Here is a 26,272-nt window from a genome sequence, read left to right on the forward strand (position 1 = left end):
CTTATGGCAGGGCGGTATCAACTTGATCCATTTGGGGTTGTAGTGCTAGCCGCCGTTACCGCCATTGGCGGCGGGACGATCAGAGATGTTATTTTAGACACGCCTGTTTTTTGGGTGGCAAGTCCAATTTACCTTTATGTTATTTTACTCACCGCTATTTTAACCATTCTTTTTATACGCCGCCCAACACGTATCCCAAAAAGATTTTTACTAATATCTGATGCCTTTGGATTAGCACTTTTTGCCGTTTTAGGTACCGAAAAAGCACTGAGTTTAGGTAGTTCAATAACGGTTGCAATAGTCATGGGCATGATCACTGGCGTTGCTGGCGGTATGATAAGAGACGTACTTTGCAACGTTATACCACTTATTCTTCGCCAAGAAATATACGCCTTAGCGGCAATGCTTGGCGGTATATTATTTATTGGCTTGCAGACTATTGGCTTTACCGAAAATGTTTCCCTTATTGTTGCCATAGTTGGTGCATTGGCCTTAAGGTTAGCTGCTATTTATTGGCAGGTATCGCTACCTGCCTTTAATATTGCCGACCAACAACAGGCTGGCAGTAAAAATGACTAGAATGCGTAACTAATACCAAGGTTTAAGCCTTTCATTTCTAAATCACCAACATTATGAAATTGATAACTTGCGCTTAATCCTATGCCATTATTCCAACGATATTGCCAACCTAATTCAGCAAATAAGCCTGTTCCATCCTCTTTAATGGTTTTTTCTCGCATTAGACCAAATTCATAATCGTAAAATTCAGCACCAATTTTGCCATACAAACTATTGTGTTTAGATAGCGGTAGTTCACCACGAATCGCGACCACTACCGAGCCAAAGTCAAAATCATCAGCGACTATTTCAAAATCATCGCTGTCATCTGAATAGCAAACAAATTCATCATCAGCATTTTTCTTACATTCCCAATCATCAATATCTTCTGCGCCGACCAAGCCTACTTCAGCAGAAAAATAATGAGAAAATTTATAATTGTAGTAAAAGTAAGATTTAGCAACGCCTTGGCTATCAGTATCTTTGCCTTTATAATCAAGGCCTCCACCGCCAATTTGTAAGCCAACAGAGTGTTTAGTGTTATTTTCTGCCAAAGCAGGTGTGCTAATACCCGCTAAAATAAGTAAAGAAAGAAGCGTGTGTTTCATCATGTTTTCCCATTAATAATTATTGGAAAATATGATGCCAATAGAACCCAAAAAACACTGTTGTTCAAGTGTCTACAAGTTGTCAATTTTTGTAAAAAAAAGTGCCTTATTTGTAATCAGAGACGGAATGTTACAACTTGCTTTTAAGCGAATACCAGCGTAAACCATCATTAAGTTTTAGCGTTATACTTCAATTCCCCAACCGTCATTATAACCATCAAATTTAGCAGCTATCTGTTCAAACTGTGCTTCTTGAGCAGTGATGGCATCATAATCTGGTAACATGTTAACAGTACAATCAACATCCCATACGTTAGGGGTTTGATCTGGATGTACTTTTACCTGCATATCTGGCACTTTCTGCTTTAGGTAACTCTCCATTGCTCTAGCTTGTTCTTCTTTTTCAAAAAGTTGAAAAAAAACTACTGAATGAATTATGCTTAAATCGATGCCTGCATTTTGCATTTCAGTTAGCACTTGGCCGGTTTCGTCGTTTGGAAATGTCATAGGGATTCGTTACATGCTTATTATAAATAAATGTGCGCTGCGATTGATAGAATACCAAGAGGTAAAAGTTCCAATCACGCTATCCCCACTAGTATACCTTGCTTATGTGACGGCGCTAGTGCTAGTTGCGCATTTTTTTAAGCTGACACACATTATCTAAACATACGGCCTCGGTGTTAACACTGATGCTTGGACACGAACCTACTTGTTCTGTTGGTGCGGCTTTTAAAAGTCGAGCTGCGCCAATACTGTTGATTGCCAGTAAACAAGACTGGTCAGCAAACGAGACCTTCACCGCTTTACATTGTTGGTTATTAATACACGTTAAATGCTGTTTTATTATTTGATAACTATTCGTTTGCTCAAAAGAAAGTATTTGTTCAGGGGCAACACTCAGCTTTTTCACTTGCCGCTCAATTAAATCAGCTTGCTTGTTATGTTTTTGTTCTAAGTAGGCGCGATTCTTTTCTTCGTTACTTTTGAGTTGATAACCAATGATAGCTACCACCAGCAAAAAGCTAATAATTGTGCCCACAATGATCACTAACCATTTCAACATAGATTTACCTATTTCGGAACGGTATCAAGTAAGCCAATAATTGCTTGTTCAATTTTATCTTGGGCTTCAAGACTATGATCTCGTTCATTGATTTTCAAACGGCTCACACCTCGCCATATCGTACGATTATGGTTCACATCAACCATATCAAGTATCAATGTGCCAGGTTGCATTACTTGATGCCTATTTTGTTTTTCAGGCACCTGTACCGGAAGACAAGGTAAACAATATTTAACGCCTCTATTATATTTCTTCAATTCAGCTAAGCGATCAACTAGGTGATACGCTACGATAACTTGGGCATTGTCTGGAGATTTATATTGCCACCCCTGAGCATCAAAGGCTTTTTCAATGGCAATTTCAATGCTATTTCGAGTCGTATCAGACATGTTTTGATAGTCACTAAAAACAGAGTTTCTATCATAAAGGCTGTACATAGATAATGCGAAAAAATCGACATTATTGGCATGTTTTGCTTGGTATGTAGGCTTTATGCTACACCCTATTAGCGTGCATAATATGAACAGCAGCGACAGCTTTTTCTTCATTATCAAATACAGTTAAATGCTTTACTACAGAGTAAAGTGATACAGCAAAATTTCAAGTATTCTCTTTCTATCTCAACTGTATATCTGGTGAAGTGTTTATTTCCCCATCACTACTTATTGTTGTAATCTTTTCATCAAGTAACATTATCGCTAAGCTAGTATGCGCAGCGTGACGAATAAACATCAATTTATAACCGTATTTAATTAAGCTACTTGCTGAAAATTTCTGTGCGATACTCAAGCGTTCCCATAATCCTTCTTGCTGACATTGTTGATGTCTTCTTTCAATCAATGGATCCCTAAACTGGCGGTCTTCCATGGCTGCTCTCAATGTTAATTTATGAAAAGTACTGTCATAAATTAAGCAAGCACTTTACATTCCAACTATAATTAACACGTAAAAATCAAAAGGTTAAAAAATTAAAGTTTACTCAAGTTCACTATTTGTAAAAATACCTGACAAAAAGGTAAAAAAAAGCCGGCTAAGCCGACTTTCTCATTAACTTAATGTTATTTTCGCAAACTTGCGTTTGCCTACTTGATAAACAGCTGTACTACCCGCTTGAATTTTCAACTTATTATCTACAACTTTTTCACCATCTATTTTCGCAGCTCCTTGCTTGATCATTCGCATCGCTTCAGATGTACTTGTTACAAGCCCTGCATCTTTAAGTAAATTTGCAATTGGTAACTCCCCTTGATCACTTGCAATGGTTTGCTCGGGCATATCATCTGGCATTGCACCTTTTTGAAAACGCTCGATAAAAGTTTTATGGGCTTTTTCAGCAGCCTCTTGATCATGAAATCGCGCAATAATTTCTTTTGCTAGTTCAATTTTTATATCTCTTGGATTAGCACCCTCTGCAACTTGTTGCTGATAGCTTTCAATCACATCAATAGATTTGAAACTTAACAATTGATAATAACGCCACATTAAATCATCAGATGTAGACATGATCTTGCCAAACATATCTGTTGGAGAATCTGTAATACCGATATAATTGTTCAGCGATTTAGACATCTTTTGTACGCCATCTAACCCCTCTAATAATGGCATCATCAATACTGTTTGTGGTCGCTTACCTTCAGATTTTTGTAATTCACGCCCCATCAATAAATTGAATTTTTGATCGGTACCGCCTAATTCAACATCGGCTTCAAGTGCTACTGAATCCCAGCCTTGTACTAATGGGTACATAAATTCGTGAATCGCAATCGCTTGTCCGTTAGTATAGCGTTTTTTAAAGTCGTCACGCTCCATCATACGCGCTACTGTCTGCCGTGACGCTAATTTCAACATACCGTCAGCACCAAGTTTATCCATCCACGTTGAATTAAATTCGACGCGCGTTTTTTCAGGGTCGAGTATTTTAAAGACTTGCTCTTTATACGTTTCGGCGTTTGCTAGTACATCTTCTTTAGTTAATGGTTTACGAGTCACATTTTTACCCGTTGGGTCACCAATCATACCGGTAAAGTCACCAATCAAAAATATAACCTCGTGCCCTTGCTGTTGGAACTGACGCAATTTATTGATCAGAACAGTGTGCCCTAAATGCAGATCTGGAGCTGTTGGATCGAACCCTGCCTTAATTTTTAACGGCTTGCCTGTTTTGAGTTTTTCAAGCAACTCATCTTCAAGCAAGATCTCCTCGGCACCGCGCTTTAATTCTGCAAACGCTTGGCTGACATCTAACATGGTTGGCTCCAATTTGGTGGTTTCAAAAAATAAATAAGGGCAGAATTCTACTGTAAATACGCAACAAGTTAAAACCCTATGATTGTTTATCCGTATAATATTTTGCTATAGTAACCGATGGATGTTGTAATTAAATTTGTAGTGAAGGCTGTATCCATTTGAAAAATATAAAAGATTTATATCTCTCCTTACCTAAACAGCACAAAGTTTTGCTTTCTGCTGCGAGCGTTTTGCTACTTTTTATCTTGCTTTTACCGTCTGAAAAGGCAACAGCGAGCCGTCAATCAGAGCATTCTTCATTAAAAATTGGTGAACGTTACCAGCTACCACTTCCTGCTGACACACAAAACGTAGATCTTTCTACAGAAATAGAGACGGAACAAACAACGCAAGAAAATGCGATTGAACAGCACAGCATCCCTCATTTAAGCTGGCACACCGCGAAAGTAAAATCTGGCGATTCGTTAGCAAAAATATTAAAAAGATTTGGCCATAACGCACAGGTAACTCATAAGGTGAGTCATGCAAAAGGTGAATTTGGCAAATTATTACGTAAAATTAATGTTGGTGACACGTTACAAATTGGCGAAAATGAAAATGGCGATTTAGTCGCATTAGAATATTCAATATCAAAAACTGAAACGTTATTTATCACTGACTCTGTACAAGGCTTTGTCGCTCGAAAAGAAAAGAAGTCAGTTGATACCATTGAGTTCACGGCGCACGGTACAATTAAATCTAACTTTTGGACCGCTGGCGTTAACGCTGGTTTAGATGACGCACAAATTATTAATCTAGCAAATATCTTCGGTTGGGATATAGATTTTGCATTAGACATCCGCGAAAACGATAGCTTTCATGTCGTTTATGAAAAGCGTTATGTTGAAGGTGAGTTTATTGGCACCGGAAAAATTTTAGCCGCAGAGTTCAACAACCAAGGTGATACCTTTCAAGCAATCCGTTATAAAGATGGCCGCTACTATACCCCTGATGGCAGAAGTATGCGTAAAGCTTTTTTAAGAGCGCCTGTGTCATTCAAATATATCAGCTCTAATTTCAAACCGAGACGCTTTCATCCGATCCAAAAGCGTTGGAAGGCCCACAGAGGTACTGACTACCGCGCAAGTACAGGCACCCCTGTTGTTGCTTCTGGCGACGGAAAAGTAACTCACTCAACTTACAACAAATATAATGGTAACTATGTGTTTATTCAGCACGGTAATGGCATTGTTACTAAATACTTACATTTTTCTAAACGTGCGGTTAAAAAAGGGCAACGCGTTAAACAAGGACAAGTTATTGGCTATGTTGGCTCAACTGGCATGTCTCAAGCACCACATCTACATTACGAATTTTTATTGAATGGCATCCATCGTAACCCACGAACTGTTCAGTTACCCGATGCTCAACCTATCGATAAAAAGCATGCAAATGAGTTTGCCCTTGTAGCGAAACAACGTTTAGCTGAATTAAATACTTCTAAACTCGCGTTAAATAATCTCGAATCGTCAGGTAACCAAGCGCCTTAACCATGCAACGCTATTATATCGGCATCATGTCAGGCACAAGTGCAGATGGTGCTGACTTAGCTTTAGTGGCTTTTGATGAAACAAAAAAAGGTCGTGAAAAAACCCAATTAATTGGCCATGTATTTCACCCTTATACCGATACATTACACTCTCGTGTTACCCGTTTATATCAGCCTAAAGGCGACAATATAGACCTTATGGCAAGCTTATCGGTTGAGCTGGCTCACTTTTATCATCAAGCAATCAATACGTTACTCGAAAAATATCGTATTACTCGTGAGCAAATTATTGCTGTTGGAAATCACGGACAAACCATTCGCCATCGACCAGAAAAGACCACCATTAATTCTGTGCCTTTTACGCTGCAAATCGGCTGTAATCAAACATTATCTTGCTTATCTGAACTACGTGTTATCGGTGACTTTAGAACGAAAGACGTTGTATTGGGCGGTCAAGGCGCGCCTCTTGTTCCCGCATTCCATCAATTTTTATTTGAAGAACGTGATAATGATACGTTTATTGTGAACTTAGGAGGTATCGCCAATCTCACTTACTTACCGAGTTCTAAAGAAAAAAAGTGCTTGGATTTGACACTGGGCCAGCAAACGCACTACTTGATGCTTGGTGTTACAAGCATTTGCATAAAAGGCATGATGAAGATGGGCACTGGGCAGCTTCAGGTAAAGTGATCCCTGAGTTATTGGCGTGTTTACTTGCTGATCCTTACTTCACTAAGCCTGCTCCTAAAAGCACCGGTCGGGAATATTTCACATTAGATTGGTTAGCGTTACAACTAAACCCTAAATGGATACCTAACGATATTCAGGCAACGTTAGCGCAATTAACAGCCACAACAATTGCCAATGAAGTAGATAAATTATCCCCGAAGAGTTTCGTATATTTATGCGGTGGTGGAATCAACAAATTACACTGTTATAAGTTATTAAAACAATAACTTAAACGACATACTGTCAATGATATTCATTCATTAGGCCTGAATAATCAAGCGTTCGAAGCGAGTGCATTTGCTTGGCTCGCCTACGCTTATGACAAAAAAATCTATAACCAGATACCCGATGTAACGGGGGCCTCAAGACAAACAATCTTAGGAATTGAATTTACCCCTTAACTTTGTATAGACCTACTTTTTTTTCACCATATAATAAATATCCCGCTGTAGAAAAAACATGCGCAACTTGTTCTTAAATTGAACTATTGCATTTATAAAGCGTCAAACAGTTGTGCTGCATTTATCAGCATTTGAGGAGGAAATATGGAGTTTAATGACATTCACATCGGCATGAAGTGTGGTAGTAAAAAAGGTAGTGGTACTGTCACTTGGATTGATGGTTCTACGCGTACCATTTATATTGCCAATACCGAAGACAATAATAGCTTTGAAGTGAATTTTGATGAGTTAATTGAAGATCCTCAAGCGCACAATAGAGAAGATACTTACTATTAATAATTTGCGCATATACCCAAATTATTAAAACCTCCTGAAAAGGAGGTTTTTCTTTTTCACGGCTAATATTTACAAGAACGTGCGCAGGTTAACCACTAGGCACGCATCACTTGACCTTATTATTGTTTGGCTTTTTCAACCATTGCACGAACTTCTGATAACAATGCCTTAGCATCATAAACAATGCCATCCTTGATCGTAAAATTCACACCGCCTTTTCTTGTCGGCTTATTATCGTCGCCTAACTGAAAGTGACCCGTTCCATACAATACCTTAAAGTTACGTAAAGGATTTTCAGCTACAATCACCATGTCTGCTTTCTTACCAACACGCAAAGAGCCAATCTCTTTTTCTAGTCCAAGCGCTTGAGCACCATTTATTGTTGCCGATTGAATAACTTCTAGTGCATTAAAGCCTGCTTCGCGTAATAACTCTAATTCACGCACATAACCAAACCCATATATTTTAAAAATATAGCCAGCATCAGAACCCGTTGTTACCCTGCCACCATGATTTTTATAATCATTGATAAATGTCATCCATTGTTGGTAGTTCTTCTTCCAAGCGATTTCGTCATCTGTCGTCCAATCAAACCAATAAGAACCATGGGCATATTTATTGGGTTGAAAAAATTCCCATAACGTTGGCAAGGTATACTCTTTGTGCCAGTCTGCGTTCATTTCGCGCATTAAATCACGACTCGCTTCATAAATCGTCATTGTTGGGTTAATGGTAAAATCTAACTCAATTAACTCGTCACGTACCTGCTGCCATTTTTTAGAGCCTGGTTTTGCTGCTTGTTGCCATAGACGGCCTGCCTCACCAAATCGGTTTTGTTCATCATTGTAGTTATAGTCTGGTGAATAGTCTTGAATACGCTGGTGCTCAAACAAGGCCTCTGGTAAACCATACCAATGCTCCATGGTTGTTAAACCTAAACGCGCTGAATCGATCACATTCATGTTTGTCACTTCCAACTGCGCATGATGCATCATAGAACCCAACGATTGATGTTTTGCTTCGGTTAACGCGGCTTCCATTATCGCTGGTGGAGCACCAAAAAACTTAATCCCTTTAGCGCCACGCTTAGCAATATATTTAACCCACTTTTTAGCCTGTTCAGGCGTAGTAATTGCTTGCTTATTCTCCATACCAAAACCTACATATGGAATAATTCTAGGGGCAGCAATTTCATTTTTTTCACTACGTTTAACATGATCCATCACCCAATCAACGCCATTAAAGCTACCTGGTTCCCTTACCGTAGTAATGCCATGTGCCAGCCAAAGTTTAAAGACATATTCCGCAGGAATATTGTCAGCACTTCCACCAATATGACCGTGCATATCGATAAAACCAGGCAGAATATATTGCCCAGAAACATCTAACTCAATATCGCCTTTTCGCGCTTTAGGCCGACCACCCTCTTTAATCGGTACACCTGGGTTACCAACACTAACCATGCGAACAATACGATCATTTTCGATCACAATGTCCATTGGCCCTCTTGCAGGTGCACCTTCACCGTTGACCACAATACCACCACGCAGAATTAACCTTTCATAAGGCCCTTGGCCTACTTTTCTATCTGGAGCTTTGTCACCTGCACCGGCAAACGCAAAAGTGCAGTAGAACGTAAAAAATAAAATAGTCAGTTTTTTCATTATTATTCTCTTTTGATTAAAACCTATGAATTGCTATAGACAGGGCTTTTCCCTACGTTAAAACAGCAAAGTCATATGCGCTAAAGAACTTTCAAAAGACTAACACAAAATTGATATCATGCTATCTTAATAGGATGATTACGCTGCTTACTGCGATGAACACTCCCCCCCAGTTAAGCACAATAGTAAGTTGTAACATACACAAGAGAATATTAAAGTAGCCACGCTGTACGCCTCAGAACATCATAGATCAAAAGAATAAGGACACTAATGACTAATAAATTTTTTCACGAATCATTCAAACCAAGGTTTTGCGACACAGATGCACTTGGCCACATTAACAATACGATGATCCCCATATGGTTTGAAGGTGCAAGAAACGAAGTATTTAAATGGTTCACGCCCGATTTGAATTTACAAAAATGGCGCCTAATATTAGCCAAAATAGATGCAACCTTTCATGGTCAAATGTATTATGAATATGAAATGGAAGTTAGAACTTATATTGGCCGAATTGGGAGTTCTTCCTTTGATGTTTATCAAGAGTTATGGCAACAAAATGAATTAAAAGCATCAGGTACAGCCGTCATGGTGCATTTTGACTATCAAACACAAAAAACAGCGAAAATTCCTACAGATATCGCTGGAAAAATGACGGAATATTTAAAGAACTAAAATTGGATCTATCGCATTGTAAAGAGCAGTGTTAGAATGGATCTCTTTTCTGTTAACCTAAATAAAACAACCGCTAACGAGAAAGTTACAATTGTTTTATTATCAACAACTTATTAAGTTGTACGAATTATAAAAGTGAGAGAATTACATGGCCAGTCGTGGGATAAATAAAGTCATTATTGTTGGCAACTTAGGGCAAGATCCTGAAGTACGTTTTATGCCAAATGGTAATGCCGTTGCAAACTTTACCGTAGCAACATCTGAAACCTGGAAAGACAAACAAACTGGCGAACAGAAAGAAAAAACTGAATGGCACCGCATTGTTATTTATCAACGTTTAGCGGAAATTGCCGGTGAATATTTGAAGAAAGGCTCAAAAGTATATTTAGAAGGTCGTTTACAAACACGTAAATGGCAAAACCAACAAGGCCAAGATCAGTACACCACTGAAATTGTTGCTAATGAAATGCAAATGTTGGATTCAAGAGGCCAAGGTCAAGGAGGCTATCAACAGTCTTCTTCGCAACAAGGCGGTGGATACCAACAACAGCCGGCAGCAGCGCCTCAGCAAGCCGCTTATCAGCAACCAGCGCAACAACAGCAAGGTTATCAACAAAAGCCAGCTCCACAACAGCAGCAAAGTTATCAACAGCCAGCGCAAAGTTCACCACAAGGTGGTTCGCAATCAGGTTATCAGCAGCAGCCGACACAACAACCTGCGCAGCAAGGCGGCTTTCAGCAACAAAATCAGTCAAACGCTAAGGTAAACCCTCAAGAGCCAACTATCGATTTTGATGATGACATCCCGTTCTAAATGATATAAAAGTACTTTTGTTAAGTTAATTAGAATTAAGCCCTTATTTATAAGGGCTTTTTGTTTTATTTTTTAATAATATTTAGGTAATTGACAGTATCGCGTTTATTGTAACCTAAAAAGAGCAAAGCCCCATTTTTATGGGGCTTTTCTATAGGTATTAGTCAGTCACATCCAACTCACGGTTCGAGGCTAATAATTTCTACCCGCGATATCGTTATTAAATGTTTCAATCGCACCTCTTTTTTGCATAGTAATAAACACTTGCTTACCTTCTTTACCACCAAAGGCGATGTTAGTAGGGTGCTTACCCGATAAAGTAACTGTTTTTATTAATTGACCACTTGGCGATAATACCGCAACCACGCCAGCACCATATCTAGCAATATACAGATTACCTGCCTTGTCGGTTCTCATGCCATCCATTCCATGGTCTTCAAAATGATGAAAAAGCGTTTTATTACTAATGTTTCCTTTAGCGTCTAGATCATATCGCCAAACATTTCGTTGCACACTTTCATTCACATACAAGGTTTTATTATCTGGGCTTACTTCAACACCATTTGTAGTGCCCATCTCTTTTTCCAATAATGAAGTTGAACCATCAGTATTAATACGCCAAAGATTACCTGAGTTTTCCGCCCAATTTGGGTCACTCGCAAACAAAATACCATTATCCATAATGGCGATATCATTAGGTTGATTCATCTGATCATTATGAGCATAAACCTTAACATCTTCGCTGTTTTTCTCTAACGCTAGAATATTATGGTTAACATAATCAGCAATATACATGGTTCCAGCTTTGTCGAAACGAATACCATTACCAATAGAGCCATCAGTTAATGTGATATGAATCACGGCATTGTTTCTTGCGGTAACTTTACCAATAGTGCCTTGTTTTTCGAAATTAACGGCATATAAGTGGCCAGATTGATCAACGGCAGGCCCTTCAACACCTTGAGTGAAGCTTTGCTCGGGCATCCAATCTGTGGTGTCTGTTCCTGCTGTACACGCTAAAGAACTTAAGAGAATAAATTTACCGATAACTAGCTGTTTATAATTCATATATATTAATTAAGTGACTGATTTTAATTAACGTTACCACAGTTCACGGTAGGCGGAAGTAACATTCAGTTATAAGGTAAGAGATTTTACTTATCAAAGGAAGCGTTTTAATAATCGATCAATTCTAGAAAAAGTCAGTCTCTTCATCATTTTTCTAGGTTTTTCAGGGTATTGTAGCTCTTCATCAAGCATACTCGCATCGGTGATTTTTCGGGTATTTTTTACGATATTATCAAGCTCTTGTGTAATAGTTTGCATCATCACTTTTTGGTGATCTTGCAATAAAATCGCATTTTCTAAATCAAGATTCCACGCTCTCGGGTTCAGGTTACTTCCGGTAAGTAAATGATATTTATCATCAACAATCATACCTTTAGCATGAAAAGTATGATCGCCATCCTGCCATACATGTATGTTTAACTTCCCTTGGCTGATATCTGCTTGATATTTTTTAACAAAACGACGTAACAATTTTTCATATAAATACGGGATAATACCAATCGTTGAAAAAGCATTTTCATCGGCAATAAAAAAATCATTCGCGACTTTATCACCTACGATAATTTTAACTGACACACCACGTTTCATTGCGAGTGTAATCGCTTTAATCATCTTTTTAGGTAAATTAAAATATGGCGTAATTAACACTACAGAACGGCTACTCTCATTTAATAGCGATAGTGATAAATCGTTTAAGGCATTATGCTTTTTGCCACAACCAAGTACAGGTGTTACCGAAAGTTCAGCTTGTTTGGGCTGCTTTGGAAGTTGATATTGTGCATGACGTAGCATTGAAAAAGTACGCTGGCTTAACTGTTTTAATTGTGATTTATCAACGACTGTTGATTCTAATAACGAGCTTGCTAAGCCTTTAGCGACTATTTTTGTGAGTAATAAATCACACATACTATCAGCTAAAGCTTTGCTCTGTATTTGATAATAACGATCTAAGCGATACTGTGAATGGTGATGTAAGTAAACATTATTAATGCTTGCCCCACTATAAAGCACCGTATCATCAAGAAACATGCCTTTAAGGTGCATCACTCCCATGATCTCTCGCGTTTTAACCCGTATACCGTAAAAGGCAATATCAACATCATATTTGCGACATAAAGCTTGGTAACTAACCAAATTACCGGCAGCTGTTTTATCGCCAATGCGTCCTCTGCGAGCTCTGTGGTCATCCACAATAATAGAAATAGATAAGGTAGGATTTTTTTGTTTGGCCGTAACAAGCTGCATCATTACAGCTTGGCCTGCTTGATCATTTTCAAGATATAACGCTGAAATAACAATGCGATTTTTCGCTTGAGCAATTAAGCCATTTAAAACAGCGGCAAACGCTTTTGCAGACGAGATAACATTAATATGTTTTTGTTGAAGTTCAATCGCATTTATTTGCATAAAATCTGTTGGCCACTAGAAATATTCAATGTGTGGAGTGTATTAACCTAACATGGCCAACGCAAGTTCTAGTGGCTGTAACCTCAATTCGTATGTAAACAATAAATGAGTTTATGATGTCAGCAGCATAAATAACAGTGACCCATGCTAGGTACGTCAATCCTAATAAGCGTTGTACTAAAACTATATTATACAGATATAGCAAGTGTTAGTGCTTGACGAATTGCCCGCTTGGCATCAAGTTCGGCTGCGACATCAGCACCACCAATAAGGTGGGTAGTTATATTGGCGCTTTTCAATCCATCATATAACTGCCTTTGTGGCTCTTGTCCTGCACAAACAATCACATTATCTACATCGAGAATTTTTGCTTTTCCCTCATGCGTAATATGTAACCCTTGATCAGAAATCTTTTCATACGACACACCGTTATACATTTTAACACCATTATTTTTTAATGTTGCTCGATGGATCCAACCCGTGGTTTTACCAAGACCCGCACCAACCTTAGAGGTTTTACGCTGTAATAGATAAATTTCTTTCTCAGTACGTGGATGAGCAGCATTTGATAACAATGCGCCTGCCTGATTATATTGTTTATCAACACCCCAGTTTTTCATCCAAGCATCTGCGTCATTCGACAAGCTATGTTGTTCTGCTAAGTAACAGCCAACATCAAAGCCAATACCACCCGCCCCAATAATGGCAACTTTATTTCCAACAGGCATTTTTTCTTTTATTACCTGTAAATAATTAAGCACTTTAGGGTGATCTGCCCCCTCAATAGACAAGTTTCTAGGCGTAATACCCGTGGCTAAAATCACTTCGTCGAATCCTTGTTTGGCGATGCTTTCAACCGATTGCTGCTCACCTAACACTAATGCAACATTATGCTTTTCCAACTGTACTTTAAAATAACGTAATGTTTCATAAAACTCTTCTTTGCCGGGGATTTGTTTGGCGACATTAAATTGGCCACCTATTTCATTAGCCTGATCAAATAAAGTAACCTGGTGACCTTTTTGCGATGCATAAACACTAAAGGCTAAACCAGCTGGGCCTGCCCCAATAACAGCTAATTTTTTAACTTTTTGTGCCTTTTTCAGCACAAGTTCTGTTTCATAGCATGCTTGTGGATTCACTAAACAAGACGCACGCTGTTGCTTAAATACATGATCTAAACACGCTTGATTACAAGCAATGCAGGTATTTATATGATCACTATGGTTAGCCGCCGCCTTGTTGACAAAATCAGCATCCGCCAAAAAGGGTCGCGCCATAGAAACCATATCAGCCTGCCCTTCTGCAAGCACTTTTTCTGCGACTTCCGGCGTATTTATGCGGTTAGTTGTCACCAACGGTAGCGAAACCTCTTGTTTCATTTTTTCGGTGATCCAAGTAAAGGCGGCTCTTGGTACTGAAGTTGAAATAGTAGGAATACGCGCTTCGTGCCAACCAATACCCGTATTAATGATGGTTGCACCTGCTTTTTCTATAGCTTTGGCCATCGTCACTACGTCTTGCCATTCGTTTCCACCTTCGACAAAGTCCAGCATAGATAAACGAAATATAATGATAAATTTTTCACCCACTTTTGCTCTAACCGCTTTAACAATTTCACAGGCTAATCTCATACGATTTTCAATTGAGCCACCCCATTCATCAGTGCGGTTATTAGTACGTATACAACTAAATTGATTAATTAAATAACCTTCTGAACCCATAATTTCAACGCCATCATAACCAGCCTTAGCAGCTAACTTTGCAGAATGCGCAAAATCTTTAATGGTTGACTTAATTTGTCTAACTGACATTTTGCTTGGCGTGAACGGATTTATTGGCGCTTTGAGTTTACTCGCTGAAACACTAAATGGGTGATAAGCGTAACGCCCAGCATGTAAAAGTTGTAAACATATTTTAGTCGGATATTTATGTACAGCTTCCGTTACTTTTTTATGCTTATTTACCTGCCAGAAATAACTTAATTGGCAACCAAAAGGGGCAAGTCGCCCTCGAATATTGGGGCTGATACCACCAGTGACAATTAAGCCCACACCACCCTTTGCACGCTCTTGATAAAAAGCAGCTAACTTATCAAAGCCGTTTTTTTCTTCCTCTAAGCCGGTATGCATAGATCCCATCAGTACACGATTCGACAATGTTGTAAAACCAAGATCTAAGGGTTGAAATATATGTGGAAAAGGTGATTTTTTTGGCATGATGCATCTCTTAAAGGTCTAACCAGTTGTTATAAGGTAGTAGCTGTTCGATTAAATTTCAAGCTTTATTTTGACACCTGTCAGATGTTATCTTTGTAATCATAAAAAAAGGGCTAACAACGCGTTAGCCCTTTTTAACATACTGTCTCGTTTAATAGAGATAATCTCTCAATGGTCTAAAACTTAAAGGTATAACTCACACCTAACACATCAGTATCATCAAACTGTTGATAGCTCGCTTCAATCGCTGACTGTTGATTAAACTGATATCCAATACCACCACCATAACCAAACTCCCATTCATCCTCAGAAACTGACTCACCAACAACTGATGCAGAAAGTTTTGCATTACCATAACTTGGCATTAAATACGCATACACTTGCTCATTAAGGGCAAACTGAACTTTTACATCGATAGCAACAAAGCGATCTAATTCAATATCTATCGTTGTATTGGCATAGCGAACACTATCATCTTGAATGCCTATGCCGTATCGTAATCCTGTGATCAAAGAGAACTTTTCTTCTTTATGTACGTTATAAGCGACTTCACCGACTAACGCCCCAAAATTGATGTCGTCATTTGATAAATTTGCATAGCCAACGCCGCCAGACCATTCAGCGGAAGCGGTAAAAGCACATAATGAGAATAATGAGGCTAATGTTATTTTTTTCATGGAATATCCTTTATAATTGATTTCTTCCCTTTGTAAACAATATGTTCTACTCAAAAGGACGCGCATTATAATGCCCAAAGCATGGAAAACAATTAAAAAGTTAACATTATTTTTACAAATCACGTTATCGGCTAATAAGTGAGCGACACAGCTTTCCTATGGATATCTCACAGAAAAAAACAGTTAAGCAAGCATTATTAGTTCAGCTAGCAAATGCTTTAGAAGCAGCAAAGCAGGCGGCTAAAAACGCCCATCTGGCAGCCATTGATGATCAATCAGTGGCTGAAACTCAATATGATACCTTAGCAATAGAAGCTAGTTACCTAGCTGAGGGGCACTCTCGCCGCGTAAACGAACTGTCGTTAGCCATGAGCCAAGTATCAAATTTGATTATTGAACCACATCACACGATAGCAATGGCGTCTTTAATACAACTTGCAAGCCAAGAGCATCACTACTTCATTAGTCCAGCAGGAGGTGGCTTAACGATTAAGGCAGACATTCAAACAACGATTATTATTACGCCTAGCTCCCCGATTGGTGCAGCTCTAATGGGCAAAGAAGAAGGAGATGAAGTGATTGTAAGTATTGGCGAAAACAACATGCATGATGAAATCATCAGCATAGTGTAATGACCATTATTCAATCACTCATCCAAGAAATACTATGATTATTCGCCAGTCGCAGCAAAAGTTAAGCTGCCATTTCCAACAATAACGGTAAACTCATTTTGTAAAAAATTTTCTTCTGTTGGACAATTATTCACTTGTGCTTTTAGTTGTAGTTTTCCAACGATTAAATGCTGATAAATGCCTGAACCGTTAACAAAATTAATATGCTCGATACCTGCTAAAGGAACACCGTTGCTACAGTATGCATCACCTTGTTCAGGTATTAAATAATCTCCATGCGAATATAGCGTGCCTGATTTATCTTGGTTAACCAGCGTATGGTTTAATGTGTGAGTTGACATATCCATCACGCCAGTAAATTCGCCTTTGATCACTAATCGTTTTCTAATGCGTTTTTTATCTTCTTTTGACAGGTCTTTCCAACCTTCACGTTTAAGTACCAACTTATATTTGCCGACTTGTCTAGGAGATTCTCCCATCGTTAAGCGGCTTACTTCCCTTGATGTACTATGGCCTGATACGGCAAGATACGTACCTTCTAATACACCCGTAAGTCTATCGGCTAATGCTGAAAACGAACTGAAAGTAATACAAAAAAGGCAGGTAATAAATAAAGATTTATAGGACATGACAACTCCTTGTTTTATTAATGTTATTCTGCTTCCTATTTGCAGTTACCTAACGGTACTGGATAACGAAAAATAAAACAAGAGTGAATATTACAATAGAACTATACGCTTTCTTTCTTAATGGGTGATTTCAACAATAATTTTATCTGCGCTAAATCTGCGATTTTATCGTCAATTTTCAAGTAAGCTACAGATTCAGAGTGCACTAAGGTAGCTTCAATAACCCCTGGGGAAACGACTAACTGGTTAACAACATCATTCGCTTCTTGTTCATTTGTTATCGTGGTAGAAAAGCTATAACTTTTTGATTTTTTAAGTGGTTTCATACCAATCGCAGCAATGAACCATAAAAGGCTAAAGCTAGCCATTATAAGAAAAATCATCGATTCACCAAAAGTTACAGCGATAGCTCCACCTAACAGCCCACCGGTAAAAGCCCCAAAAAATTGGCTACTCGAATATACGCCCATAACACTACCCTTTTGGCCTGCAGGTGCGATACGAGATAATAACGATGGCATGGTCGCCTCTAAATAATTAAAGGCGGTGAAAAACAGCACTACTAGCACTGTTAGAGTTACTAATGTTAAAGGTAAATACCAAAAAAACAGTAAAGATGCGCTTAACAATAAAACTGCACTCGCGAACATCTGTTTTTCTTTTTGCTTTCTAATAGCGAAGATCATAAACGGGACCATTAACAAGAACGAACCAAGTAGCGCCGGTAAATACAATTGCCAATGATCTTCTAACATTAACCCTGCTTGCACAAATTGTTTTGGTAATGTGACAAAACACGCTGTAAGTGCCATGTGCAAAATAAACACGCCAAGGTTTAATCGAAATAACTGAGGTTCACGTATGATTTTGCCTAGTTGCGCGGGTAAAGCAACATTATCTCCACGAGGCGCTTTGTTGACGGAAAACGGAACAATAAATTGGATCATCAACATGGCCGCAATTGTTAATAAAGCAATAAACCAAAATAGCCCAGACAAACCAAAAGATTCAGCCACAATAGGCCCTACAATCATCGCAGCGGTAAAAGATAAACCAATAAACATGCCGATGGTGGCCATTACTTTAGGACGCTGCTCTTCTCGAGTTAAATCAGCCGCTAATGCCAATACTGCGCTAGCAATCGCCCCCATGCCTTGCAATGCTCGCCCTAATACAACGCCATAGATGGTCTCTGACATTGCAGCAACAATACTACCCAGTAAAAACACCAACAAACCACCAAGTATCACCGGCTTTCGGCCAAATTTATCTGATAGCATGCCCATAGGTATTTGTAATAACGCTTGTGTTAAGCCATAAGCGCCTATCGCTAGGCCAATCCAAATTGGACTAAAACCGACTAACTGTTCACCATAAATTGCAAAAACAGGTAGGATCATAAAAAGGCCTAACATGCGCAAGCCAAACACAGCAGCTAATGAAAAAGCGGCTTTTTTCTCAATCTGATTTAATCCTGAGTGACCCATATTTACAACAAACTACCTGACTAGCTAACGAAAACCGCGCTAGTTTACCACGGCTATTCACGTAACAAAAATGGATATTATTAATGCAGTTCACCTGCAAGTTATGCCATAATGTTTGGCTGCGATTTACTGTTGGAACATTATGAGAAAAATAGAAGTTCGTGGTGCACGTACCCATAATTTGAAGAATATCAGTTTAGATCTACCAAGAGATAAACTTATCGTCATTACAGGCCTTTCAGGCTCTGGTAAGTCATCATTAGCCTTTGACACTTTATATGCTGAAGGTCAGCGACGCTATGTTGAGTCATTATCAGCCTATGCGCGTCAGTTTCTCTCGTTGATGGAAAAGCCCGATGTTGATCATATTGAAGGTTTGTCACCCGCTATATCAATAGAACAAAAATCAACCTCGCACAATCCACGTTCAACAGTAGGTACTATTACTGAAATATACGATTATCTCCGGTTACTCTTCGCTCGTGTAGGTGATCCTCGTTGCCCTACTCATCATCAACCTTTGTCGGCACAAACCGTTTCTCAAATGGTTGACAAGGTACTAGCGCTTGAAGAAGGTACTAAAGTGATGGTTCTTGCTCCTGTGTTACAAAACAGGAAAGGTGAACATGTAAAGCTATTAGATAATCTCGCAGCACAAGGCTATATTCGCGCCCGTATTGATGGTGAGGTTTGCGATTTATCTGATCCACCCACACTAGAACTACATAAAAAACATACCATTGAAGTTGTTGTTGATCGATTAAAAGTACGTGAAGACATTCAATTACGTTTATCTGAATCATTTGAAACGGCACTAGGATTAACAGCTGGCACAGCAAAGGTCGCCTTTATGGATGAACCTGACAAAGAAGAGCTGCTGTTTTCTGCCAACTTTGCTTGTCCGCATTGTGGCTATAGCATGCAAGAATTAGAACCTAGACTATTTTCTTTTAATAATCCCGCCGGTGCATGTCAAACCTGCGATGGTCTAGGCACTCAACAATTCTTTGATGCTAACCGCGTTATAACCAACCCTGAATTAAGTTTATCCGGTGGTGCAATTAGAGGATGGGACAAACGAAACTTCTATTATTTTCAGATGCTACAAGCACTTGCTGAACACTATAAGTTTGCAGTAGACGCACCTTTTCAGTCTCTCAGCAAAAAGCATCAAGATATCGTGCTTCGCGGCAGTGGCACAGAAGAAATTGAATTTAAATATATGAATGATCGCGGCGATATTGTCATTAGAAAACACCCTTTTGAGGGTATTCTAAATAATATGGATCGTCGATATCGTGAAACTGAATCTAATGCGGTTCGAGAAGAATTAACGAAATACTTAAACAGTCAACATTGTCCAGATTGTGATGGTTCACGTTTACGGTTAGAAGCAAGAAATGTATTTATCGACAATACGCCACTGCACCACATTACTGAAAAATCAACTGCAGACGCATTAGCTTTTTTCCAGGGATTACACTTAACCGGTCAAAAAGGGCAAATTGCCGAGAAAATTCTTAAAGAAATTAATGATCGTTTAGGGTTTCTCGTTAATGTAGGCCTCAATTATTTAAACCTTTCTCGCAGTGCAGACACATTATCGGGTGGTGAAGCACAACGCATTCGTTTGGCTAGCCAAATAGGTGCGGGTTTAATGGGTGTAATGTATGTACTTGATGAACCTTCTATCGGATTACATCAACGTGATAACGAACGCTTATTAGGTACGCTTATTCACCTACGTGATCTTGGCAACACAGTCATTGTCGTTGAGCACGATGAAGACGCTATCCGCGCAGCTGATCATGTTATTGATATTGGCCCCGGAGCTGGTGTGCACGGTGGTAATATTATCGCTTCTGGTACGGTAGATGATATTTTAGCGAGTGAAGAATCACTAACAGGAAAATATCTTTCTGGAAAAGAGAAAATAGCTATTCCTAAAAAGCGCACTCCTTTTGATAAGACACAAGTTGTAACATTGCTTGGTGCTAGTGGTAATAACTTAAAAAATGTTGATCTTACTATTCCTATTGGCTTGATGACTTGTGTTACCGGTGTTTCGGGCTCTGGTAAATCAACGTTGATCAACGATACGTTATATAAATTAGCCCATACGGCATTAAACGGAGCAACCACTTCTGAGCCATCACCTTATCAATCAATTAGTGGTTTAGAATTATTGGATAAAGTGATTGATATTGACCAAAGCCCAATCGGTCGTACACCTCGCTCAAATCCTGCTACCTATACCGGTATTTTTACCAATGTGCGTGATATCTTCGCTGGCACTCAAGAAGCACGTTCACGCGGTTATAAGCCAGGTAGGTTTAGCTTTAACGTTAAGGGTGGTCGTTGTGAAGCATGCCAAGGTGACGGCGTAATAAAAGTGGAAATGCATTTCTTACCTGATGTTTACGTACCTTGTGACGTTTGTAAAGGGGAGCGTTACAACCGCGAAACGTTAGAAGTAAAATATAAAGGCAAGAATATTCACGAAGTATTAGATATGACCATTGAAGATGCATTTGAATTTTTTTCTGCCATCCCTGCCGTTAAACGTAAATTACACACATTAATGGATGTTGGTTTAAGCTATATTAAATTAGGTCAATCAGCCACTACACTTTCAGGTGGTGAAGCACAACGGGTGAAACTTTCAAAAGAGCTGTCTAAACGTGATACGGGTAGTACACTGTATATTTTAGATGAACCAACCACGGGGCTGCATTTCCACGATATCAAAAAACTGCTCGAAGTCATACACCGTTTAAGAGATCACGGTAATACTATTGTGGTCATCGAGCACAACCTTGATGTGGTTAAAACTGCAGATTGGATAGTAGACCTTGGTCCAGAAGGCGGCTCTGGCGGCGGTGAGATACTGACAACAGGAACACCAGAAGAGGTTGCTAAACATAAAACCTCACATACTGCCCGTTTTCTTAAACAGCTTGTTTAGCGATTAATGTAATCGCTAAAACCCTAAAAAGCGAGCCTTGCTCGCTTTTTATCAATAAACAAACACTCTATTCTTGAAACACTTTTTTGATTTGGCTGGTAATACTTACGACGAACATCAAACTATCGTGAATAACCACATGTTTATCGCATCTAACCCATCTACTAATTCAAGCTTAGATAGAATATTATCATTAAAACTCACAGATAAATAACCATTAATAACAAGGACATTTTATGCCAACTAAACTGACTAAATTAGCTTTTAGCCTATCATTATTAGGTGCTTCTGCCATTACAAGTGCAGAGTCTTTTACTTTTGAAACAACCGTTAAACAGTCAACCGATACATTAGTTGTATTTCATGCTAAAGATTCTGCAACCAGTTCTTTTCAGGCATTCAATTCACAAACTAACGGTCAACTAGAAAAAGCAATTGCCGCAGCTGATTTTTCAGGTGATTATGGCTCCATGGTGGAAATTTTAGCGCCGACTAACCTTGATTTCCAACGTGTTATTGTCGTTGGCACTGGCGATAAAGCCTTATCTAAAGACAAAGCAACCAAACTTGGTGGTAATTTATCAGGTAAGTTAGAACAAAAACACATCAAAACCATCACTGTTGCCGCAGATAATGTAGGTGAAAACAATGCAGAAACTGCCGCCCTTATTGCTCACGGCATTAGTCTTAGAGCTTATCGCTTTGACGAATACCGTAAAGAAAAACGCCAAGAAAAATCTTTCTATTTTGACGTAAATAACGGTAGTGACACAACAAAAGCATATAAGCCATTAAGCAACATAGAATCGGGTGTATTTTTGGCTCGTGACTTAACCAGTGAAACCGCAACAGAGTTAACGCCAGTAGACTTTGTAAAAGAAGCGAAGAAGCTTAAAAAGCTAGGTGTAAAAGTTACTGTACTTGACCCTAAAGAGATTAAAAAACTTGGTATGGGTGCCTTAGAAGCTGTAGGCCGTGGAAGTATAGACGGTTCTCGTTTAGTTATCGCACATTATAAGAACAGCAACGATGCACCAATTGCTATAGCAGGTAAGGGTATCACCTTTGATTCCGGTGGTTATAATATAAAAACTCACAGTTCTATTGCACACATGAAAGTTGATATGGCTGGTGCTGCTGCAGCTCTAGGTACAGTAAAAGCATTAGCATTAAACGAAGAAAAAGTTAACGTTGTAGCCATTATGGCAATGGCTGCCAATATGGTTTCTGAAAACTCAGTAGCACCTGGCGATGTTTTACGTACTGCTGAAGGTCTAACCGTAGAGATCACAAATACTGATGCCGAAGGCCGTTTAGTACTTTCTGATGCGCTTTGGTATGCACGAGAGAAATATAATCCAAGTATTTTGGTTGATTTAGCAACATTAACAGGTTCAAAGGTTCGTGCTGTGGGTAATGATTATGCCGCGGTATTTTCTGAAGACGATGAACTAGTTAAACAACTTACCTTTGCTGGTAAGCAAGTCAATGAAAACTTATGGCGCTTGCCGCTAGGCTATGGCGATATGTTAAAAAGTAATATTGCTGATTTAAGAAATACAGGCACAGGTGGTCCAGGTGCAACAACTGCTGCTACGTTCTTACAACACTTCACCGGTGATGTAAAATGGGCTCACATTGATATTGCGGGTAACGCGTTAGCATCATCTAATAAAGGTGAAGTACCAAAAGGTGGCACAGGCTACGGCGTGCGTTTATTATCTGAATGGATTTTAAACAACCAATAAAGTTTTTGTTTGTTCCGCTAACAAGAGCACTTCGGTGCTCTTTTTTTGTTTTGTTGAAAACTACGAAATGGTTAGTTGACTTATTCATTAATGGTTTGTAGGTTAAAAAGTGCGCACTAAATGTTTTAAAAATAAAAATCAATTATACCAACAGGTATAAGTTACTTTAATTGCATGTTGGCAATCAACCAAGAAACCTGTAAGGCCATCTATAAAAACGTAAAAGGATTTAATTATGAAACAATTATCTACACTACTATTGATATTATTTTTTAGCTTCAACTCAGTACAGGCCAATAACATTAAAGTGCCAATGCAAGAACTTAATAATATTTATGCATTACAAGAGGATCGACAAAAGCCCAGTTTTCCTGCGTTATTTATTTACGACACGCAAAATGAACGTTATTTAACACAACAAGAAGTATTAAATTACCTAAGAATTGCTACAGAAATAGAATTTACCGATGATATTTTGGCATTCATTAGGCTTTATGCAAAGCCCGTCATCAAACGAAATGTTTCAATTGAGCAAATATCTAACGTCACCAATGCAATTGAATTTAACACACCTTATGTGGCTTTTTATCACAATATCACGAATGCTATGTGGAAACGCGCCGATGAAGGAGATAAGTATATTCGAGGACAATCGAGATTAATTGAAATACTGGAATCGGCCGACAATATACAAGTTTATACATTCATGTAAGATTAAAGGGGTCAGGTACATTATTGTTAATTGTACCTGACCCCTTTAATCTAAAAGTCAAAAAATACAAACCGACTGAATACAACGCGCACAGCAATAAACGAAATAGACTAATAACAATAAGTAGTCGCTCGTTGTAAATTATTTTTAATTCAAGTGTCGGAAATTTGTTTATTCGAACGTCTTATAAGGGAAGCTAGATAATAATCTAGTCACTATCTAATAATAAGGAGTGTAAAATGCAATATTTATGTTTAATCTTTGAGGCCGAGTCACTTGCTTCTCAGCGCGATGATCAAGCCAACCAAGCACTGTTTGCAGACTATCATAAATTTACAGAAGAGATTGAAGCAACTGGCAACCACATCGGTGGTGAAGCGTTAATGCCAACCGAAACAGCAACAACTGTTCGGGTAAGAAATGGAGAAACCCTTCTTACCGACGGACCATTTGCTGAAACAAAAGAGCAATTAGGCGGTTATTACCTTATAGAAGCGGCTTCTTTAGATGAAGCTGTAGAGATTGCTTCCCGGATCCCATCCGCGAAAGATGGCTGTGTTGAAGTTAGGCCAATTATGGTTATTGAATAATTTGATAATACAAGAATGTATCACCACTGCCTACGGAACCGCATTAGCTGTTCTCGTTAGGCAGTTAGGTGATCTTGATCAAGCACAAGACTCTCTTCAGCATGCATGTGAGAAAGCACTTACCCACTGGAAGGATTCAATACCTAACAACCCTAAGGCTTGGTTAATAAGTGCAGCCAAAAATTTTGCTATTGACTCTTGGCGAAAACAAAATAGATTTGAACCGCATCGTTCAAGCGTAACATTCACCATTGAACAAGCGTATAATTTCGAAGATGCGACCTTAAGCCTTATTTTTACATGTTGTCATCCTACTATTGCGATTGACAATCAAGTGGCTTTAACGCTCAAGTTTGTTTTTGGATTTGATGACAAAACAATTGCTTCAGCTTTACTCATTCCACATAAGACACTTGAACAACGAGTTACTAGATCAAAAAGGAAAATCAAGAATAATAATTTTGATTTTAGCTTACCCTCAGCTAAACATTTAGAAGCAAGAATTTCTGGTGTTTTAAAAGTGATTTATCTGGTATTTAACGAAGGTTATTATTCAAATTCTGGCTCCAAATCTTTTGTTAGTTTACTATGCAAACAAGCAATCGATTTATTATCGTCATTATGTAGAACATTTCGTGGCAAGCCCAATGCACTTGCTTTACTAGCTTTAATGACTTTTTCTTATGCTAGAATACCAGCAAGAAATGAACACCATTTTATCTCATTAGAAATTCAAGATCGCTCCTTGTGGAATAAAAAGCTCATTAACAATGCTGATATTTTATTACAGAAATCACTGATGTTCGGTACGGTATCAAGTTACCATATTGAAGCAGCCATTTCAGGCCTTCACTGTCAATCATCGAACTTTCAAAACACAGACTGGCAACAAATCTCGTTACTATACTTAAAGCTCAGAGAATATAATCAATCACCGGCAGTTGTCGTTAATCATGCTGCCGCATTATTAATGAATAAGGAAGTCAATAAGGCTAAAATCCAATTAGCTTCGATAGAGCAACTAATGAAAAATTATTTGCCATATTATATGGTTTTAGGAAAATCCTTTGAGCTTGAACATAATGCAACACAAGCGATAAACGCTTATCACAACGCTTTAAAACTGAGTAAAAACCGGATCGAACGTCAACTCATTATAGATAAGATAACTAGGCTAAATGCCTAAAAACATCCCAATTAATACTCTATTCTTTACCTACTTCCATATCACAGCTATTTATTGATCAAAATAATAGCGAATGGATTTTTTAGAAATTAAAGGGGTCAGGTACATTATAAGTGACTGAAGCATCAATGGAAAAGTTATATTAATTGTACCTGACCCCTTTAATCTCGGAACTCCGGGAAGCTGCCAGAACTTAAATGCAAAAAAGGCCGCTGACGCGACCTTTTTTAGGTGTTCGATGTGAACTAGATATCGATATTAGTCGATGATCTTAGAAACAACACCAGCACCTACTGTACGACTCTCAGCTTCGTCGCAGAGCTCCT

At 38.7% G+C, this 26,272-nt stretch carries 25 protein-coding genes and 1 pseudogene; 13 read left to right on the forward strand and 13 right to left on the reverse strand.

All coding sequences use genetic code 11. The annotated features are described in order from the left end of the window. Positions 1 to 579 (forward strand): trimeric intracellular cation channel family protein (locus tag BI291_RS14445; RefSeq protein ID WP_074499481.1); only part of this gene is annotated, 579 nt, incomplete at its 5' end. On the opposite strand, the gene BI291_RS14450 is transcribed toward BI291_RS14445, so the two are convergent. The 6 genes from BI291_RS14450 to tyrS form a co-directional block, all read right to left on the reverse strand. Further along, the gene (locus BI291_RS14450; RefSeq protein ID WP_074499482.1) at positions 576 to 1,169 is read right to left on the reverse strand and encodes an outer membrane beta-barrel protein; all 594 of its coding nucleotides are present in this window, start codon (positions 1,167 to 1,169) and stop codon (positions 576 to 578) included. The two genes, BI291_RS14445 and BI291_RS14450, sit on opposite strands and share 4 nt — an antisense overlap. A gap of 180 nt (positions 1,170 to 1,349) precedes the next feature. After that, on the reverse strand, positions 1,350 to 1,673 hold the full coding sequence (locus BI291_RS14455; protein WP_074499483.1) for a ribonuclease E inhibitor RraB: 324 nt from the start codon (positions 1,671 to 1,673) through the stop codon (positions 1,350 to 1,352). Positions 1,674 to 1,794: 121 nt separating this feature from the next. Next, a complete protein-coding gene (locus BI291_RS14460) occupies positions 1,795 to 2,232 on the reverse strand; it encodes a hypothetical protein (RefSeq protein WP_074499484.1) in 438 nt (145 codons plus the stop codon). A gap of 8 nt (positions 2,233 to 2,240) precedes the next feature. Continuing rightward, positions 2,241 to 2,780 (reverse strand): DUF4136 domain-containing protein, encoded by a 540-nt coding sequence (locus tag BI291_RS14465; RefSeq protein ID WP_074499485.1) that lies wholly within the window; start codon positions 2,778 to 2,780, stop codon positions 2,241 to 2,243. A gap of 67 nt (positions 2,781 to 2,847) precedes the next feature. Next, a complete protein-coding gene (locus BI291_RS14470) occupies positions 2,848 to 3,099 on the reverse strand; it encodes a hypothetical protein (RefSeq protein WP_254849590.1) in 252 nt (83 codons plus the stop codon). Positions 3,100 to 3,279: 180 nt separating this feature from the next. Next, a complete protein-coding gene (gene tyrS, locus BI291_RS14475) occupies positions 3,280 to 4,479 on the reverse strand; it encodes a tyrosine--tRNA ligase (RefSeq protein ID WP_074499486.1) in 1,200 nt (399 codons plus the stop codon). 158 nt (positions 4,480 to 4,637) lie between these two features. Between tyrS and BI291_RS14480 the strand changes: the two genes are divergently transcribed. The 4 genes and pseudogenes from BI291_RS14480 (at position 4,638) to BI291_RS14490 (ending at position 7,473) form a co-directional block, all read left to right on the forward strand. After that, positions 4,638 to 6,008, forward strand: a complete 1,371-nt coding sequence (locus BI291_RS14480) for a peptidoglycan DD-metalloendopeptidase family protein (RefSeq protein ID WP_254849591.1) — start codon at positions 4,638 to 4,640, stop codon at positions 6,006 to 6,008. Positions 6,009 to 6,010: 2 nt separating this feature from the next. Then, positions 6,011 to 6,697 carry an anhydro-N-acetylmuramic acid kinase gene (locus BI291_RS18610; protein ID WP_254849592.1) on the forward strand — a complete coding sequence of 229 codons (687 nt, stop codon included), beginning with the start codon at positions 6,011 to 6,013 and terminating at the stop codon, positions 6,695 to 6,697. Continuing rightward, a pseudogene (locus tag BI291_RS18615) lies at positions 6,586 to 7,137 on the forward strand (anhydro-N-acetylmuramic acid kinase). The gene BI291_RS18610 and the pseudogene BI291_RS18615 overlap by 112 nt, the downstream one beginning before the upstream one ends. A 144-nt stretch (positions 7,138 to 7,281) precedes the next feature. Beyond that, positions 7,282 to 7,473: a hypothetical protein gene (locus BI291_RS14490; protein WP_074499487.1), complete on the forward strand. Its 192-nt coding sequence runs from the start codon at positions 7,282 to 7,284 to the stop codon at positions 7,471 to 7,473. Positions 7,474 to 7,592: 119 nt separating this feature from the next. Here BI291_RS14490 and BI291_RS14495 read toward each other — a convergent pair whose 3' ends face one another. After that, positions 7,593 to 9,137: an amidohydrolase family protein gene (locus BI291_RS14495; protein WP_083602081.1), complete on the reverse strand. Its 1,545-nt coding sequence runs from the start codon at positions 9,135 to 9,137 to the stop codon at positions 7,593 to 7,595. Positions 9,138 to 9,407: 270 nt separating this feature from the next. Here BI291_RS14495 and BI291_RS14500 point away from each other — a divergent pair, with 270 nt between their 5' ends. Further along, positions 9,408 to 9,812 carry a thioesterase family protein gene (locus BI291_RS14500; protein ID WP_074499488.1) on the forward strand — a complete coding sequence of 135 codons (405 nt, stop codon included), beginning with the start codon at positions 9,408 to 9,410 and terminating at the stop codon, positions 9,810 to 9,812. Positions 9,813 to 9,960: 148 nt separating this feature from the next. Further along, on the forward strand, positions 9,961 to 10,626 hold the full coding sequence (gene ssb, locus BI291_RS14505; RefSeq protein ID WP_074499489.1) for a single-stranded DNA-binding protein: 666 nt from the start codon (positions 9,961 to 9,963) through the stop codon (positions 10,624 to 10,626). A gap of 192 nt (positions 10,627 to 10,818) precedes the next feature. Here ssb and BI291_RS14510 read toward each other — a convergent pair whose 3' ends face one another. The 4 genes from BI291_RS14510 to BI291_RS14525 form a co-directional block, all read right to left on the reverse strand. After that, on the reverse strand, positions 10,819 to 11,694 hold the full coding sequence (locus BI291_RS14510; protein WP_074499490.1) for an SMP-30/gluconolactonase/LRE family protein: 876 nt from the start codon (positions 11,692 to 11,694) through the stop codon (positions 10,819 to 10,821). Positions 11,695 to 11,787: 93 nt separating this feature from the next. Beyond that, positions 11,788 to 13,101 carry a CDP-diacylglycerol--serine O-phosphatidyltransferase gene (pssA, locus tag BI291_RS14515; RefSeq protein ID WP_074499491.1) on the reverse strand — a complete coding sequence of 438 codons (1,314 nt, stop codon included), beginning with the start codon at positions 13,099 to 13,101 and terminating at the stop codon, positions 11,788 to 11,790. A 188-nt stretch (positions 13,102 to 13,289) separates the two neighbouring features. Then, positions 13,290 to 15,320, reverse strand: coding sequence for an FAD-dependent oxidoreductase (locus BI291_RS14520; RefSeq protein ID WP_074499492.1), 2,031 nt, complete (start codon positions 15,318 to 15,320; stop codon positions 13,290 to 13,292). Positions 15,321 to 15,496: 176 nt separating this feature from the next. Then, positions 15,497 to 15,997 (reverse strand): porin family protein, encoded by a 501-nt coding sequence (locus BI291_RS14525; RefSeq protein ID WP_074499493.1) that lies wholly within the window; start codon positions 15,995 to 15,997, stop codon positions 15,497 to 15,499. 158 nt (positions 15,998 to 16,155) lie between these two features. Between BI291_RS14525 and BI291_RS14530 the strand changes: the two genes are divergently transcribed. After that, positions 16,156 to 16,629, forward strand: coding sequence for a GreA/GreB family elongation factor (locus tag BI291_RS14530; protein ID WP_074499494.1), 474 nt, complete (start codon positions 16,156 to 16,158; stop codon positions 16,627 to 16,629). Between the two features lie 38 nt (positions 16,630 to 16,667). Here the strand turns inward: BI291_RS14530 and BI291_RS14535 are convergent, their stop codons facing one another. Next, positions 16,668 to 17,258: a hypothetical protein gene (locus tag BI291_RS14535; RefSeq protein ID WP_074499495.1), complete on the reverse strand. Its 591-nt coding sequence runs from the start codon at positions 17,256 to 17,258 to the stop codon at positions 16,668 to 16,670. 101 nt (positions 17,259 to 17,359) lie between these two features. Beyond that, positions 17,360 to 18,745 carry an MFS transporter gene (locus tag BI291_RS14540; RefSeq protein WP_074499496.1) on the reverse strand — a complete coding sequence of 462 codons (1,386 nt, stop codon included), beginning with the start codon at positions 18,743 to 18,745 and terminating at the stop codon, positions 17,360 to 17,362. 142 nt (positions 18,746 to 18,887) lie between these two features. Between BI291_RS14540 and uvrA the strand changes: the two genes are divergently transcribed. From uvrA to BI291_RS14565, 5 genes are all read left to right on the forward strand, one after another. Continuing rightward, the gene (gene uvrA, locus BI291_RS14545) at positions 18,888 to 21,710 is read left to right on the forward strand and encodes an excinuclease ABC subunit UvrA (protein WP_074499497.1); all 2,823 of its coding nucleotides are present in this window, start codon (positions 18,888 to 18,890) and stop codon (positions 21,708 to 21,710) included. 236 nt (positions 21,711 to 21,946) lie between these two features. After that, positions 21,947 to 23,458, forward strand: coding sequence for a leucyl aminopeptidase (locus BI291_RS14550; protein ID WP_074499498.1), 1,512 nt, complete (start codon positions 21,947 to 21,949; stop codon positions 23,456 to 23,458). Positions 23,459 to 23,693: 235 nt separating this feature from the next. Continuing rightward, positions 23,694 to 24,170, forward strand: a complete 477-nt coding sequence (locus tag BI291_RS14555) for a hypothetical protein (RefSeq protein WP_074499499.1) — start codon at positions 23,694 to 23,696, stop codon at positions 24,168 to 24,170. 239 nt (positions 24,171 to 24,409) lie between these two features. Next, a complete protein-coding gene (locus BI291_RS14560) occupies positions 24,410 to 24,760 on the forward strand; it encodes a YciI family protein (RefSeq protein WP_074499500.1) in 351 nt (116 codons plus the stop codon). Continuing rightward, on the forward strand, positions 24,726 to 25,946 hold the full coding sequence (locus BI291_RS14565; RefSeq protein WP_175573135.1) for an RNA polymerase sigma factor: 1,221 nt from the start codon (positions 24,726 to 24,728) through the stop codon (positions 25,944 to 25,946). Before BI291_RS14560 ends, BI291_RS14565 begins: the two co-directional genes overlap by 35 nt. Positions 25,947 to 26,272 lie beyond the last annotated feature (326 nt).

Source organism: Thalassotalea sp. PP2-459 (assembly GCF_001913705.1).
GTDB classification, from domain to species: domain Bacteria; phylum Pseudomonadota; class Gammaproteobacteria; order Enterobacterales; family Alteromonadaceae; genus Thalassotalea_C; species Thalassotalea_C hakodatensis.